Genomic DNA, 15448 nt, shown 5'->3' on the forward strand with positions numbered 1-15448 from the left:
GCCGGGGTGATTTTGGGAGGCTTCCAAGCGGGCATGTTTCCCGGCTAAAGCCTTGCCATGCCCGAACCTGATCGTCTCGAGGATTTCCGCCAGGCCCTTGTCGCCGGCATGCGCGCGCTCGGCAGGCGCCCGGAATTCGAGCTCAGCTACACCGCAGACCGCCCGGCCTGCCACGGCGATCAGGCCCGCGTTCCCCAGCCCTCGCGCAGCCTCACCCCCGAACAGGCGGCCGAAGCCCGCGGCTGGGCAGACAGTTTCGCGCTGCGCCGCCGTCTGCACGATCCGCGCGCCCACGCCGCCGTCCATGTCGGCCCCGGACTGCCGCGCGAAATGCTGAACGCCGCCGAACAGGCCCGCGTGGAGGCGATCGGCGGCCGCGACATGGCCGGCGTCGCCCTCAACCTGCAGCGCATGCTCGACACGCGCATGAAATCGGATGCCATCGCCCGTGCCCGCACCCCGGATGAAGTGCCGCTGGCAACCGCCATGGGCCTTATCGTCCGCCAGCGCCTCACCGGCCAGCCCATCCCCGACAGCGCGGCGGGCGGCGTCTCCATGGTCCGCGAACGCATGGAGGAAGCAGCCGCCGGCCACCTCGACGCGCTGGCCAATGCGCAGGACGATCAGGCCGCCTTCGCCGAAGCCTTCGTCCGCGTCCTCCACGATCTCGGCCTCGCCGACGATCCGGACTCCCCCTCCGAAGACGAACAATCCGACGAGGCCGAGGAAAACGAAGACGAATCCCAGGGCGACGAGGAAGGCGACGACGACGCCCAATCCGCCCAGGCGCAGCAGTCGGTCGAAACCCGCTCCGAGGAACAGGAAGGCGGCGAGTCCGAAGGCGAGGCACAGGAAATGGAGATGGAGGGGGAAACCACCTCCGACGCGGAACTTGGCGACGAAGGCGAAGACGGCATGATGCCGTGGCGCCCGAACCTGCCCGACAGCAAGCTGCCGCCCGACTTCTCCTACAAGCCGTGGACGACCGAATTCGACGAAGTCGTCACCGCAGAAGATCTCTGCGAAGCCGAGGAACTCACGCGGCTGCGCGGCTATCTCGATCAGCAGCTCGTCACCCTGCAAGGAGCAGTCACCAAGCTCGCCAACCGCCTGCAACGGCGGTTGATGGCGCAGCAGAACCGCAGCTGGGATTTCGACCAGGAGGAGGGCATCCTCGATCCCGCCCGCCTCACCCGCGTCGTCGTGCAGCCCGACCATGCGCTTTCCTACAAGATCGAGCGCGACACCGATTTCCGCGACACCGTCGTCACGCTGCTGATCGACAACTCGGGCTCCATGCGCGGCCGCCCGATCTCCATCGCCGCAATCTCCGCCGACATCCTCGCCCGCACGCTGGAGCGCTGCGCCGTGAAGACTGAAATCCTCGGCTTCACCACCCGAGCCTGGAAGGGTGGCCAGAGCCGTGAAAAATGGCTGGCGCAGGGCCGTCCCGCCAAGCCCGGACGCCTCAACGATCTGCGCCACATCATCTACAAGCAGGCCGACGCCCCCTGGCGCCGCGCCCGCCGCAATCTGGGCCTGATGATGCGCGAGGGGCTGCTGAAGGAAAATATCGATGGCGAAGCCCTGCTCTGGGCGCACAACCGCCTGATCGCCCGTCCCGAAGACCGCCGCATCCTGATGGTCATCTCCGACGGCGCCCCGGTCGACGACAGCACGCTTTCGGTCAACAGCGGCAATTATCTGGAGCGCCACCTGCGGCAGGTCATCAGCTGGATCGAAACCAAAAGCCCGGTCGAACTCATCGCCATCGGCATCGGCCACGATGTCACCCGCTACTACCAGCGCGCTGTCACCATCATGGATGCCGAGCAGCTCGGCGGAGCTATCGTCGACCAGCTCGCCGCGCTGTTCGACGAGGACAAGAAGGGCGGCCGCTAAAGCCCCTTCAAAAACTCCAGCAACAGCGCGGCCACAGCCTCGGGCTGCTCCTGCTGCACCCAATGCCCGGCCCCCGGCAGCAGATGGCTGCCGCGCCAATCGGCTGACGCCCGCACCGCCATAGCCTCATAGGCACCTGGATTCTGATGGATCCCCCAGTCGCTCGCGCCAGCCAGGAACATCGTCGGCACCTCGATCCGCCGCCCGGCAAACAGCTCGAAATCCGCCGCAAACCGCCCCGATGTAATCGCCCGATACCAGAGCAGCCCGCCGCCAAAGCCGGTGCGCATATAGGCGCCCGTATAGTATTCGAGCTCGGCCTCGCTCAGCCAGCCCGGCACAGTTTCAGGCAGAAACGGCGCCACCGTCTCCGTCATCCCCAACTCCCGCGGCATCACATAATAGTCCGGCAGCTTCGCCAGTTCGTCGGCTGACCATCCCGCCAACGGATAGGGCCGGTTCTCCGCCCAGTCGGCGCTCTTCACATGATAATAGGCCCTCAGGAACGCCGCCATGCCCTGCTTCGGCGCATCCATTTCCGCAGCCGCCGCATCGGTCGAATAATACCACTGATAATGTTTGCGCCCCAACGCCTCCAGCCCGGCATGAAAATCACCGCCGCCGCGCACAGGCGGAAAAGGGAAGGGAGGCGCACCCGGAAACGGCGCGCTCATCAACACGCAAGATCGGAAGATATCCGGCCGCGCCATCGCCGCCCAGCCTGCCACCGGAGAGCCGAAATCATGCCCCACCACGGCGGCCACATGATCGCGCCCCAGAGCCGAAACCAGCCCCATGGCATCGCGCACGATGTTCAGGATGCGGAACTGCTCCAGCCTGCTCCGATCCTCGCCGGTGGTCCGGCCGTAACCGCGCTGGTCCGGCGCGATCACATGGTATCCGGCATTCGCCAGCCGGGGGATGATCTTGCGCCAGCTATAGGCCAGTTCCGGGAAGCCGTGCAGCAGCAGAACCGCCGGGTTGGCAGGGTCGCCGGCCTCCAGGACATGCATGTCGAGGCCGTTGATGTTCGGGATCTGGCGGTGGTGGATCATGCACGGAATGTGCGCGTGCGGTGGCCGCGGGCAAAGCCCGCGAGTCCGTCAGGTTTGGGGAAGGGAGAGATAAGGAAAAGCCGGGGGGCAGGGGAGGTTAAAAGCAAAAGAAAAAAGCGCAGGCAAAGCCTGCGCCGTCGGACTGGCGGGCAATAGAGATCGCCCGCTCAGCCGGCCGCGCCTGCGGCGAGTCTGCGAGTTAGCGCTTCGCGCTAATCGCAGCCGCCTTTGGCTTCAGCACTTCTTCGCATTCTTCCCGATCACCGCCCCAGTCAGCGCCCCGGCACCAGCTACCAGCGCCGTCTCACCCAAACTCCCGCCAGCGATCGCCGCAACAGTGCCGGCGCTTGCAGCCCCAACGACCGCACCGCGCGCCTTGGACTTGTCCTTGGCCTTCTTGCACTGCTCATAGCTGTCATAGGCATGGCCGTCATAGACCCACTGGGTCTGGTCCTTCTTCTTCGCCACCGCCGGAACGGTAGGCGCGACAATCGCCATCGAAACAACGGCCAGCACTGCAGCAATACGCATGAGAAACATTCCTTTCGCCATTCCAAACCAGAAATTCACCCTCAGGTTCCCTCAGGCTGTCCGCACCACCTCCAGGATGGCATCGCCAAACCGCTCCATCTTTGCCTCTCCTATCCCCGGCACCGCCCGCAGCTCCGCCCGGGTTTCCGGCCGCCGCGCCGCGATAGACCTCAGCGCGCTGTCGTGCAGCACCACAAACGCTGGCACATCCTCGGCTTCCGCCTGCCGCCGCCGCCACGCCCGCAGCAGCTCGAACAGCCCGGCGTCCTCGCCCGGCAGCTCCACTGGCGCCGCGCCCTTGCCCCGGCTGCGCGGCTTCGGCTTCCAGTCGCTCTCGCGCACCGCCACCGTCACTTCGCCCTTCAGGATCGCCCGCGCTTCCGGCCCCAGCTTCACGCCCCCCATCCTGCCTGGACCATGATCCGCATCGCGCTCCAGCCCGTGCGACGCCTCCAGCGTCCGCCCCAGCCGCAGCCACTGCGCCTCCACCAGCTCCTTGCCGATGCCGAAAACGCTCAGCTTGTCATGCCCGAACCGCGCCACCTTATCGTCCGGCTCGCCGCGCAGCACCTTCGCCACATGCTGCAAACCAAACATCTGCCCGGTCCGATAGACGGCAGACAGCAGCTTGCGCGCCGCCTCCGTCACATCGACCGTCAGCGGCGCTTCCAGGCAATTGTCACAATTTCCGCAAGGCTTTGGATCTTCTTCGCCAAAGTGCGTCAGCAACGGCACCCGCCGGCAGCCCAGCGTCTCCGCCCATCCCGAAAGCTTCTTCAGCTGCGCCAGCTCATGGCTCTTCCTTGCCTCATCCGCCTCGCCGTCAACGATCCGTTGCCGCGCCAGCGTCACATCCTGCGGCCCCCAGAACAGCATCGCCACGCTCGGCCCGCCGTCGCGCCCGGCCCGTCCCGTCTCCTGATAATAGGCCTCGATCGACTTCGGCAGCCCCATGTGCACCACGAAGCGGATGTCCGGCTTGTCGATCCCCATCCCGAAGGCAACCGTCGCGCACATCGTCCCCGCTTCGGCCCGCTGGAAGGCCTTCTGCCCGGATTGCCGCTCCTCGGGCGACAATCCCGCATGATAAACCCAGCTTTTAACGCCGGCAGCCTTCAAGGTCGCTGCCGCCTGCTCGGCCCCGTTGCGCGTCTGGCAATAGACGATTCCCGGCACGTCCCCCTGCGCCCGCACAAACGCCGCCAGCTGCTCCGAAGGCCGGTTCTTCGCCTCGGCGCGATACTGGATGTTCGGCCGGTCAAAGCCCGCCACCACCAGCCGCTCGGGCGAAATCCCCAGCTGCTCGCAGAGATCGGCGCGCGTCATCGCGTCCGCCGTCGCCGTCAGCGCCAGCCGCGGGACCCCCGGCAACAGGTCCGCCAGCGCCTTCAGCCGTCGATAGTCCGGGCGGAAGTCATGCCCCCACTGGCTCACGCAATGCGCTTCGTCGATGGCGACCAGGCTCACCCGCGCCTGCTGCACCAGATCGCGAAACCCCGGCATCGCCGCTCGTTCCGGCGCCACATACAGCAGATCCAGTTCCCCCGCCCGGAAGGCCCGCATGGTCTCGCCGGCATCCTCGGACTGGCTGTTCAGCGCCGCCGCCTTCACGCCCGCCAGCGTCAGCGCCCGCACCTGATCCGCCATCAGCGCGATCAGCGGCGATACCACGATTCCGCAACCCGGCCGGCAGATCGCCGGTATCTGATAGCAGAGCGATTTCCCCGCTCCGGTCGGCATGACCAGCGCCACATCGCGGGCCGCCATCACATCACCGATCACTTGCTCCTGGGGCCCGCGAAACCCCTCGAAGCCGAAAATGGAGTGCAGGGCTTCAAGGGGTTCCCGAATCATCGGTGGGTCATAGCAACAGATCGGCGGCCAGAAAGGCAAAGAAGAAGCCCACCGCCCAGATTGCGGCAGAAATCCCGATCACCCCCGCCGAAAACGCCCTCAGCCGCCTGCAGGCCCGCGCCGCCGCCGGATCGACAGGGCAGGGCAGCGACCGCGCCTTCCAGGTCATCCACCCGGCAAACAGCAGCATCAGCCCCGATCCGGCAAACAGCCAGATCTTGTACTTGCTCAGCGCCACCAGCCATGGCGCCGCAGACACAAGCCCGGCAAGGCTCGCCCCCAGCCCCAACGTCACCAGCAACGCCGGCAAGGCGCAACACAGCAGCGTCGAGGCAGAGGCGAACAGGCTGAGCGTTGGCGCGAGCGTGTCGCGCATCCCCAACGCCCTCATTGTGGCCGCGCCTGGAATTCGCGGCCTGCAGGGGAAGCCCTCCTCTCGATGCCCGTCACGGCATAACCGCTATCGGTAATCAGCTTCTTCAACGTCGGATCATCCAGCGTCGCATTGGCCTTCAGCGCCAGATGCACCTCGCCCTTGTCCAGATCGACATGCACCCCCGACACATCCGGACGTTTCTTCATCATCGCCTCGATGGAGCGCGCACAGAAATCGCAGACCAGCCCGTTCACCTTCACGGTCACGGCTTCCGGGGTGGGGGCTGCCGCCAAGGGGGCAGCAACCAGCAGCAGCGCAATAAACATTGTTTTCATGGGAATACGCCCTTTCAAAATCGGAACACGGAATTGAGGATCAGCCCGCCACGGTCGGTGACGCCGGCCTCGACAAGAATGGTGCGGTAAAGGATGCGCCCCACGATCGCCGGCTGCACCTCGTCCTGCATCGCGCTGTCGCGCATCACTTGCGCAAACAGCCACAGGTGCGCATCGCCATAGTCGCCCGCGTAGGGCGCCCAGCCGATGCGGGCCATCTGCATGTCCGAAGTGCCCAGATTGTCGGCATGGGTCAGCCGCGCCATGCCCATCAGCATCACGCGCCGGTTTTCCCAATCCGCCTGCGCTTCCACGAACCCACCCGGTCGGGCAGTCTCGCCGTCACGCCAGGCACCGCCGGCCATCCCTGTCACATAGACGTTCGCCTGCGCGGAAGGCATGTTCCAGCGCCGGGCCAGCCAGGTGACTTGCCCCCCCGCGAGATTGGCCTCCGCCTCCCGCAATCGCAGGTATCGCCCTCCCACCGAATAGTGGCGATCGGGGGTATAGTGCAGCAGCGCGGAGCCCATCATCGGGTCCAGCTCCTGCATCAGCGTCACGCCCCCCGGATAGGAAACGGGACGCGCCACCGCAGGTGCGGCAGCAAGGACGGCGCACAGCGCCGCCGTTAAAAATCGCATCGGAAAATCCTCAACAGCTTGAACAATCCCGGCCAGCGCCGGGCTTCAGTTCAGGCGTCGGGTCTTGGAGGTCGCTCGCTACCGTCAATCCGGCGTGCTGGCGCTTTCGCAACAGCTTCCGCCTCAACCACAGAGCGCAGGAAGCTCAGCACACGCTGGGGAGCGGCCGCGAAGAAAGCAGCCACGGGCGAACAGGCGTTGTCACAGCCATCGCCACAGCAATCCGATTTCTGCGGCGCCTTGGCAGCCGCCAGCCCCAGCTTTTCCGGCCTGGCAGGCGAGGTCGGCTTCACCTGCTTCGCCGCCGCCGCCTTTGCAGCCATCTCGGGGCAGGCGTGTTCGGAAGGAATCGCCGAAACCGGCGCCGATTGCACCCGCACGGGCATCGTCGTCACCGCCATCGCAGGCGCATGCAGGCTCGAAGCAAGGACACCCAGCACCGCCAACAGGGAAAGAAACGCGCGCCGCCACATGCTGCCGCCACTACTGCAATTGCAACCCTCGCGCAATTCGCGCCGACCGCCTAAACCATCCGCATGGCAGACGTGCAGATGATCGATCGCGGGGACGGCATAAGGCTCGCCGCCCGTTTCCAGCCCGGCAGCGGCCCCACCATCCTCTTCCTCCCCGGCTACATGTCGGACATGTCGGGCACCAAGGCGCAACACCTGCTGCAATGGGCGGCAGACACCGGCCGCCCATGCCTGCTCCTCGATTACAGCGGCTGCGGCGCCTCCGAAGGCGAGTTCGACAACGGCTCCATCCGCCGCTGGGCAGCCGATGCAAAGGCCGTAGCCGACGCCCTCGCTCCCGGCCCGCTTCTGCCCGTCGGTTCCTCCATGGGCGGCTGGATCATGCTGCACCTCGCGCTCGCGGAGCCGTCGCGCATCCACGCCCTCGTCGGCATTGCCCCTGCGCCCGATTTCACCCGCTGGGGCCTCGCGCTCAGCGCCGACGATGTCGAGCGCCTCGCCCACCAGGGCTTCACGCTCCGCCCCTCGGCCTATTCCGACGAAGGCTACCGCTACAGCCGCACCCTCATAGAAGATGCCGCCGAAGCCTGCCTGCTGGGCCGCCCGATCCCGTTGGACTGCCCGGTCCGCCTCCTGCACGGAGACGAGGATGACGCCGTCCCCTGGGATATTTCCATCCAGCTGATGAAGAGCCTGACGTCAGCCGACGTTCAACTCACCCTCGTAAAAGGCGGCGATCATCGCCTGTCTTCCCCCGCAGACCTCGCGCTCCTCCAGCGCAGCATCGAGAGCCTCCTCCCATGAAGCGCGCCATCCTCCTCCTCGCCCTCCTTGCGGCCCCGGCCCTCGCCCAGACGGCAGGCACCTACGACCCGTCGCTCGATCGCAAGCGCTACGACGGCTGCGTCCGCGCCATCCCGACGGACGCAAAAAAGGCCGAGCAGTTCGCGATTGAATGGCAGGGCATGGGCGGCGGCCTCCCTGCGCGCCACTGCCAGGCGCTCGCGCTGATGCAGCAGCAACAGTTCACTGCGGCCGCCAGCACGCTATCGAAGGCAGCGCAGCAGGCAGAGGTGGAAAAATCCCCCCTCGCCGCCGATTTCTGGAGCCAGGCCGGCAACGCCGCCTTCCTCGCCGGCGACAACATGGGGGCGGTCGGCTATTTCACCACGGCGCTGAAATCCGCCGGCGAATTCGCCCCGCAACGAACCGCCAATATCCTTCTCGACCGCGCCCGTACCTACACCGACATGCGCGATTTCGTCGCCGCCCGCGCCGACCTCGACAAGGCGCTGCAGCTGAACAAGTTCGATCCCGTAGCCTGGATGCTCTCGGCAGCACTCGCCCGCCGGCAGGGCGACATCGGCCGCGCCAGCACCGACATCGCCCGCGCCTCCACGCTCGATTCCGCCAATCCGGACATCCTCTTCGAGCAGGGCAATGTCGCCGCCGCCAACAAGGACGAAGCCAACGCCCGCAAACTGTGGGAGATGACGGTGAAATCCGCCCCCGGCAGCCCGGCAGCGGAACTGGCAGCCAAGGCGCTCGCCGAAAACAAGCCGTGATTCATCTCGTCTTCACCAGACTACCCGGCAAGATGGACCGGCTGCAAATCACCCGCGCAGACGGCAGTACCGCTGAGGTCGATTGCCCCAGGCAGGGGATGATCCCGCACGATATGGTGCACCATGCTGTCGAATCCGTCCTCCACGCCCCCGGCTTCCTGCGGCGTGTCGCCGCCGGAGAGGGCCTCGGCTTCACCGAAGGCGCCAGCCTCGAGGCCGAGCCGGTGGAGCGCCTCGTAGACGTGATGCAGGCCGACGTCTGGTCAAGCGGCGGCACCGGCAATATCGCCGAAATGCGCGCGCTCTACCAACTCGCCTGCGAGGAGCGCGGCCACCCCGCCGCCCCGGTCGAAGCTGCAGACATCCTGCAGATCCGTGCCGTGATGGCCGATCTCGCCACCCGCTGGAACGCCGTGCCACTGCACGGAAATCTCACGCTCAGCCTCGCCTAGCCTCGCTCGAACAATCCCATCATCGCCTTCGGGACCCGCGCCGGCCGTTCCAGCTCGCGGTCCATCAGCACCCAGGTCGTCCGCGCCTTCACCCGCTCCAGCCCGTCGGGCCCGCGCAGCACCGTGCAGCGATCAAAGCGCGCCCCGCGCGGATTCTCGCCCCAGGTTTCCGCCTCCACCACCTCACCGGGCAGGGTGGCGCGCAGATAGTCGATCTCGTGCCGCGAAATCACCCAGAAATAGCGCGCCACATCCTCCGGCGGCGCCACTGCATACCAATGGCTCGTCGCCACAACCTGCAGCCACCGCACATAGACGATGTTGTTCACATGCCCGTTTTCGTCGATGTCGGCGGCTTCCGGACGGAACGCCATCCGGAAGCTCCCGCTCATGCCTTCAACAGTCCATCGAAAGCCGCGAAGATGAAGGCATATTCCTCAGCCACTTCGCGCAAGCTGTCGAAGCGACCGGATTTGCCCCCGTGCCCGGCACCCATGTTGATCTTCAACAGCAGCAGATTGTCGTCGGTCTTCACCGCCCGCAGCCGGGCCGCCCATTTCGCCGGCTCCCAATAGGTCACCCGCGGATCGGAAAGCCCCCCGGTGATCAGCATCGCCGGATAGCTGCGCGCGACAGTCTGGTCATAGGGCGACAGATGCAGCAACCGTTTGAACACCACCTCGTCGGTGCGCGGGTCGCCCCATTCCGGCCATTCGCCGGGCGTCAGCGGCAGCGTCTCGTCCAGCATCGTGTTCACGATATCCACGAACGGCACATGCGCCACCACCGCCCGCCACAGCTCCGGCGCCTGGTTTACCACCACGCCCATCAGCCAGCCCCCGGCCGACCCGCCGCTCGCCGAGGTAAAGCCTGCCCGCCCAAACCCTTGCGTGTGCAGGAACTTCGTCACGTCGATGAAGTCGTGGAAAGCATTCTCGCGCTTCGCCAGCTTGCCATCCAGATACCATTGATACCCCAGGTCATCGCCGCCGCGCACATGCGCGATGGCATAGGCAAAGCCCCTGTCCACCATGGAAAGCCGCGCCGAGGAAAAGCTGGGCGGAATGGCAATCCCATAGGCGCCATAGCCATACACATGCAGCGGCATCGAGCCGTCGCGCTTATAGCCCTTCTTGTAGAGGACGGAGACCGGCACCTTTGTCCCGTCCCGCGCCGTCGCCATCAGCCGCTCGGTCGCATATTGGCTGGCGTCATAGCCCGATGGGATCTGCTGCACCTTGCGTGTCACCAGCTCGGAATTCGCCACACGATAGTCGAATACCGTATTGGGCGTCACCATCGACGAATAGGCCAGCCGCAGCTCCGACGCGTCCGGCTCGGCATTGGTGCCAAGGCTCGCGGCATAGCTGGCTTCGGGGAACTGCACCCGCCGCTCGCTGCCATCGGCAAAGCGCAGGCGGATCTGATCCAGCCCGGCCACCCGCTCCTCCACCGCCAGATAGGAGGTGAACGGCTTGATATCGGTCAGATAGACTTCGTCGGACCCGGCGATCAGCGTCTTCCAGTTTCCGGGATCGGCAACGGGTGCCGTCGCCACGCGGAAATTCACATGGTCGTCGTTCGCCAGCACATAGAGCGTGTCGCCCGAAACATCGCAGGCATAGCGAACGCCGTCCTTGCGCTTCTTTACCAGCCGCATCGGCGCCGCCGGGTTGGCAGCGTCGAGCAGCCAATATTCCGTCGTCACCTGCACCCCGGTGCCCAGCAGGATATGCTTCCCGTCCTGGCTGCGGCCAACGCCAACCCGCCAGCCGTCGCCCTTCTCCTCATAGAGGAGCTTGTCCTTCTTTTCGCCCAGCCTGTGCAGAAAGGCCTTGTTCGGGCGCCACTCGGCATTGGCCTCGGTCCACACGAGGCTGCGGGAATCGGCAGCCCACGCCGTATCGCCAAGCGATTCCGTCGAAACGGTTTCCAGGTCGCGGCCAGTCGCCAGATCGCGGATCACCAGCGTGAACCGCTCCGATCCGCTGGTGTCGGTCGAATAGGCGAGCAGCTTTCCATCCGGCGAGACATCAAACGATCCCAGGCGGAAATAGTCCTTGCCCTCCGCCAGCTTCGGCTCCGACAGGATCAGCTGCGCATCGCCCGACCCGTCGCGTGGCTTGCGATACCAGTTGCGATACTGCCCGCCCGTCTCGAACGCCCACCAGTAGAGCCAGTCGCCGTCCGGATAGGGAACCGAGGCATCGTCCTCCTTGATCCGCCCTTTCAGCTGCTCGAACAGTGCTTCCACCAGCATCGAATGCTCGCGCATCCGATCCTCGAAATAGGCATTCTCCGCCTTCAGATAGCCAAGGATCTCCGGGTCATCGACCTTCGGGTAATCCTTGTCGCGCAGCCAGCGATAGGGGTCCTTCACCGTCACTCCGAAGCGCGTGAACTCGAAATTGTCGACACGCGCAACAGGTGGCTTCATCGGGGACTTTCCGGCTTGAGCAAGAACAGGGGCGGGCAGGGCAGCAGCAAGGCTGCCGGCGACAAATGTGCGGCGATCCATCCACAAGGTCTTAGGCGAGGGCCATGCGCTCCCGCAAGACGCCTAGCGACGCACCAGAACCAGCGCCGCCGCCACCATCGCCGCCCCCAGCAGCTCCACCGGCCCCAGCGCCTCGTTCAGGACCACCCAGCCGGCGGCGGCCGACACCATCGGCTGCACCAGCAGTCCGATGCCGATCACCGGCGCCGGCAGCTTGCCGCTCGCATAGGTCATCAGCCCTTGCCCCAATAACTGGCTGGTCAGTGCCAGCGCCAGCACCGGGGTCCAGTTGCCCGGCCAGAAGCTCCCCGGCGCCAGCAGCGCCACAGGCAGCAGCATCACGGCCGAAACCAGCGTCGTCATCCCCAACACCGTCACCGTCGGCAGCCGGTCGCGCATCCGGATGATCGTGAAAATATATCCGGTATAGAATGCCGCCGCCAGCAGGCTCAGCAGGTCGCCCGCCAGATGCTGCGAAGAAACCTGCGCCGAATTCCCGAGCAGCAGCGCCGTTCCCGCGCCGGCCAGCGCCAGCGCCTGCAAGGTCGAGCGCTTCGGCGTGTCGCCCCGCACCAGGATCGCCCAGCCCGCCAGCATGAACGCCGTCGAATTGCCAAACAGCGTCGCATTCGCACTCGTCGTCCGCACGATGCCAAAGTGCCACGAGACAAGATCCGCCGCAAAGAAGAACCCCGCCGCAAGCCCCGCAGCCCAGGGCAAGGCCCGCAACGGCACGCCCCCACCATCCCGCCGCTGCCACACCGCAATCAGGATCAGCACAGGCGCCGCCAGCGCCATCCGCCAGAATGCCGAAGACGCCGGCGAAACATCCGCCAACCTCACCAGCAAGGGTCCGAAGGCCAGCAGCGCCGATCCCAGCAGCAAAGCGGCAAGGGGCCAGCGCGAAGCCGGCTGCATGTCCGAAACGGAAGCCATGGGCGCCGCCTAGCAGGCGGCGCGGATATCAGCCAACCCCGGAAACAAACGCCCGCAAATCCCCCAGCAGCGCCTCCGGCTCCTCCAGCCCGGCGAAGTGCCCGCCGTGCGGCATCTGCGTATAGCGCACCACATTGTATCCCCGCTCCACCATGCTGCGCGGCGGAAAGGCCAGCAGGTCGCGCGGGAAGGCGGCAACCCCCACCGGCACCTCGATCCGCCGCCCGGCCGGAATGGCAAAGCCACCTTCCAGAAACATCCCGCGATAGATCCAGGTCGCCGTCAGGAAGCTCCGCGTCGTCAGGTAGATCAGGATGGTGTCCAGCATGGTGTCCAGGCTAAACGGCGGCTCCACCATGCTGGCGTTGGTGTCGGACCAGCCGCAATATTTCTCGCTCAGCCAGGCCGCTACGCCCATCGGCGAATCCATCATCGCAAAGCCCAGCGACTGTGGCTTCGTCCCTTGCAGCACCAGATAGCCCGTCTCGGTAGCGCGGATCATCCGCGCCCAGTTCAGCCACTGCTTCTCTTCCGGGGTATGCGCCGACATGTCGGCCGACCGCAGCCCGTATCCGTTCAGGTGGATCGCCTGCACCCGCGCGCTGTCCAGCCCGATCCAGCCGCCGATCACGCTGCCCCAGTCACCGCCCTGATAGATGAAGCGGTCATAGCCCAGTTCGCCCATCAGCCGGTCATACAGCCCCGCCACCGCGCGCGGCCCGATGGGCGCCTTCGGCCGGTCGCTCCAGGCATATCCGGGCAGCGAGGGCGCCACCACGTGAAAGGCGGGCTGGCTGGCATCTTCCGGCTCCGCCAGCCGCCGCAGGATCGTCTCGAACTCCAGAACCGAACCCGGCCAGCCGTGCGCGATCAGCAGCGGCTGCGCATCGGCCCGGCTGGAACGGATATGGATGCAGTGCAGGTGAAACCCCGGCTCCACCTCCACCCGGAAATTCGCAAAGGCGTTCAGCCGCGCAACCGTCGCTTCCCAGTCGTATCCGGTAAGCCAATGCTCGCGCAGCCGCTCCATATAGGCCCGGTTCGCGCCATGCTCCCACTGATGCCCCTCCGGCTCCTCGAAGAAGCGGAATTCCTCCACCCGCCGGCGGATCCATTGCACCTCCTCGCGCTCGACGGGGATCTCGAACTGAACCACGCTCATGCCGCCTTCAGCCCCTGCATCTGCTGCCCGCGCAAGTCCGCCGCTGCCTTCTCCGCGATCATGATGGTCGGGGCATTGGTGTTGCCCGAAACCAGCCACGGCATCACCGAGGCGTCCACCACCATCAGCCCTTCCACCCCGTTCACGTTCAAGGCGATATCGGTCACGGCCCCGGCATCCGCCCCCATCCGGCAGGTGCCGACCGGGTGATAGATGGTCTCCGCCCAGCCGCGCATCTTCTCCAGCACGGCGGCGCCCTGCACCTCCTCGCCCGGCCAACTCTCGCCCCCGTTATACGGCTTCAGCGCCGACTGCCGCCCGATCGCCCGCGCAATCTCCACGCCCTTCACCAGCGTATCCACATCCTCCGGAGCCGACAGATAATTGGGGTCGATCGCCGGATGTGCCTTCGGATCGGGAGATTTCAGCCACAGCGAGCCCCGGCTCTCCGGCCGCACCTGGCACACATGCACCTGATAGCCATGCTCCGGCTGCAAGCCGCCAACGCCATGCGCCAGCCCCATCACCGGCATGAAGTGCATCTGGATATCCGGCGCCGCCAGCCCCTCGCGCGTCGAGACAAAGGCCCCCGCCGCCGTCGGCATATAGCTGGCGTTGCCAGACTTGCGGAAAATCCAGTTCAGCCCCGCCATCAGCTTCACCAACGGCCTGGTGTTCGCATTCAAGGTGATCGGCTGGCTGCACTTCCACTGCACCAGCACATCCAGATGGTCCTGCAAATTCTGCCCCACCTGCGCGCGATCCGCCACCACATCGATCCCCAGCGCCTTCAGCTGCGCCGCAGGCCCCACGCCAGACAACAGCAGCAACTGCGGCGAATTGATTGCCCCGCCGCACAGCACCACCTTCCGCGCCCGCACCAGCTGGCCGCCGGAATAGCGCACGCCAACCGCGCGCTTCCCCTCGAACTCCACCTTCTCCGCCAGCGCCCCGGTGATGATCTTCAAATTCGGCCGCCGCCGCACCTCCGCCGTCAGATAAGCGCGCGCCGCAGACCAGCGCTGCCCGCCCTTGATCGTCGAATCATAGCTGCCCGCGCCCTCGAACTGTGCGCCGTTGAAATCATCGGTGCGCGGCCAGCCATTCTCCACCGCAGCATCGATGAAGGCATTGTTCAGCACATGCGGCAGCATCCGCCGGCTCACGCTCAGCGGCCCGTCCGCGCCATGATAGTCGCAGGCACCCCGATCGCTGCTCTCGGCCTTCTTGAACCATGGCAGCACATCCGCCCAGCCCCAGCCCGTGCAGCCCGCCTGCGCCCAGCGGTCATAGTCGCTCGAATGCCCCCGGATATAGACCATGCCGTTGATCGACGAAGACCCGCCCAGCGCCTTGCCGCGCGGCCAATAGAGCTTTCGCCCGTTCAGATGCGCCTGCGGCTCCGTCCAGAAACCCCAGTTGAACGCACTCTCCTTTTCCGGCGGGATGATCTCGCCAAGCCCCGCCGGCATGTTGATCATCATCGCCTTGTCGTCGCCACCCGCCTCCAGCAGCGCCACGCGCGTGCCGGGGTCTTCCGACAGCCGGCCGGCCATGGCGCAACCGGCGCTTCCAGCGCCCACGATCACGAAATCGAACGTCTCTTCCACGCAAAATCCTCCCGCCCGTTTGCCGGGCATATGCCACGGAACCTAGCCAAGCGGCCGCC

General features: G+C 66.1%; 16 protein-coding genes. 4 read left to right on the plus strand and 12 right to left on the minus strand.

Annotation, left to right across the window (positions count from 1 at the left end; genetic code table 11):
• Positions 1-57: 57 nt before the first annotated feature.
• A complete protein-coding gene (gene cobT, locus IM784_RS13570; RefSeq protein WP_199555875.1) occupies positions 58-1902 on the plus strand; it encodes a cobaltochelatase subunit CobT in 1845 nt (614 codons plus the stop codon).
• Here cobT and IM784_RS13575 read toward each other — a convergent pair.
• The 7 genes from IM784_RS13575 to IM784_RS13605 all read right to left on the minus strand — a co-directional run bounded on the left by IM784_RS13575 (position 1899) and on the right by IM784_RS13605 (position 7167).
• Positions 1899-2957 (minus strand): alpha/beta fold hydrolase, encoded by a 1059-nt coding sequence (locus IM784_RS13575; RefSeq protein ID WP_199555876.1) that lies wholly within the window; start codon positions 2955-2957, stop codon positions 1899-1901. The genes cobT and IM784_RS13575 overlap by 4 nt on opposite strands.
• Before the next feature lie 234 nt (positions 2958-3191).
• Positions 3192-3488 (minus strand): hypothetical protein, encoded by a 297-nt coding sequence (locus IM784_RS13580; RefSeq protein WP_199555877.1) that lies wholly within the window; start codon positions 3486-3488, stop codon positions 3192-3194.
• 51 nt (positions 3489-3539) lie between these two features.
• The gene (gene recQ / locus IM784_RS13585) at positions 3540-5342 is read right to left on the minus strand and encodes a DNA helicase RecQ (protein WP_199555878.1); all 1803 of its coding nucleotides are present in this window, start codon (positions 5340-5342) and stop codon (positions 3540-3542) included.
• Positions 5343-5349: 7 nt separating this feature from the next.
• Positions 5350-5718: a hypothetical protein gene (locus IM784_RS13590; RefSeq protein ID WP_199555879.1), complete on the minus strand. Its 369-nt coding sequence runs from the start codon at positions 5716-5718 to the stop codon at positions 5350-5352.
• An 11-nt stretch (positions 5719-5729) separates the two neighbouring features.
• Positions 5730-6053, minus strand: a complete 324-nt coding sequence (locus IM784_RS13595; RefSeq protein ID WP_199555880.1) for a heavy-metal-associated domain-containing protein — start codon at positions 6051-6053, stop codon at positions 5730-5732.
• A 14-nt stretch (positions 6054-6067) separates the two neighbouring features.
• Positions 6068-6694, minus strand: coding sequence for a hypothetical protein (locus tag IM784_RS13600; protein WP_199555881.1), 627 nt, complete (start codon positions 6692-6694; stop codon positions 6068-6070).
• A gap of 50 nt (positions 6695-6744) precedes the next feature.
• Positions 6745-7167, minus strand: a complete 423-nt coding sequence (locus IM784_RS13605) for a hypothetical protein (protein ID WP_199555882.1) — start codon at positions 7165-7167, stop codon at positions 6745-6747.
• A 63-nt stretch (positions 7168-7230) separates the two neighbouring features.
• Here IM784_RS13605 and IM784_RS13610 point away from each other — a divergent pair, with 63 nt between their 5' ends.
• The 3 genes from IM784_RS13610 to IM784_RS13620 are packed head-to-tail and all read left to right on the plus strand — an operon-like array spanning position 7231 to position 9184.
• Positions 7231-7971, plus strand: coding sequence for an alpha/beta fold hydrolase (locus IM784_RS13610; RefSeq protein WP_199555883.1), 741 nt, complete (start codon positions 7231-7233; stop codon positions 7969-7971).
• Complete coding sequence (locus IM784_RS13615; RefSeq protein ID WP_199555884.1) at positions 7968-8732, plus strand: tetratricopeptide repeat protein; 765 nt, start codon at positions 7968-7970, stop codon at positions 8730-8732. Before IM784_RS13610 ends, IM784_RS13615 begins: the two co-directional genes overlap by 4 nt.
• On the plus strand, positions 8729-9184 hold the full coding sequence (locus IM784_RS13620; RefSeq protein WP_199555885.1) for a hypothetical protein: 456 nt from the start codon (positions 8729-8731) through the stop codon (positions 9182-9184). The genes IM784_RS13615 and IM784_RS13620 overlap by 4 nt, the downstream gene beginning before the upstream one ends.
• Here IM784_RS13620 and IM784_RS13625 read toward each other — a convergent pair.
• The 5 genes from IM784_RS13625 to IM784_RS13645 all read right to left on the minus strand — a co-directional run bounded on the left by IM784_RS13625 (position 9181) and on the right by IM784_RS13645 (position 15389).
• Positions 9181-9576: an acyl-CoA thioesterase gene (locus tag IM784_RS13625; protein ID WP_199555886.1), complete on the minus strand. Its 396-nt coding sequence runs from the start codon at positions 9574-9576 to the stop codon at positions 9181-9183. The two genes, IM784_RS13620 and IM784_RS13625, sit on opposite strands and share 4 nt — an antisense overlap.
• Positions 9573-11621: a S9 family peptidase gene (locus IM784_RS13630; protein WP_199555887.1), complete on the minus strand. Its 2049-nt coding sequence runs from the start codon at positions 11619-11621 to the stop codon at positions 9573-9575. The genes IM784_RS13625 and IM784_RS13630 overlap by 4 nt, the downstream gene beginning before the upstream one ends.
• Before the next feature lie 123 nt (positions 11622-11744).
• Positions 11745-12617, minus strand: a complete 873-nt coding sequence (locus IM784_RS13635) for a DMT family transporter (protein ID WP_199555888.1) — start codon at positions 12615-12617, stop codon at positions 11745-11747.
• Between the two features lie 28 nt (positions 12618-12645).
• Positions 12646-13779 (minus strand): epoxide hydrolase family protein, encoded by a 1134-nt coding sequence (locus IM784_RS13640; protein WP_199555889.1) that lies wholly within the window; start codon positions 13777-13779, stop codon positions 12646-12648.
• The gene (locus IM784_RS13645; protein ID WP_328799538.1) at positions 13776-15389 is read right to left on the minus strand and encodes a GMC family oxidoreductase; all 1614 of its coding nucleotides are present in this window, start codon (positions 15387-15389) and stop codon (positions 13776-13778) included. Before IM784_RS13645 ends, IM784_RS13640 begins: the two co-directional genes overlap by 4 nt.
• Positions 15390-15448: the final 59 nt, after the last annotated feature.

Source organism: Sandaracinobacteroides hominis (assembly GCF_016464365.1).
In the GTDB taxonomy this organism is placed as follows: domain Bacteria; phylum Pseudomonadota; class Alphaproteobacteria; order Sphingomonadales; family Sphingomonadaceae; genus Sandaracinobacteroides; species Sandaracinobacteroides hominis.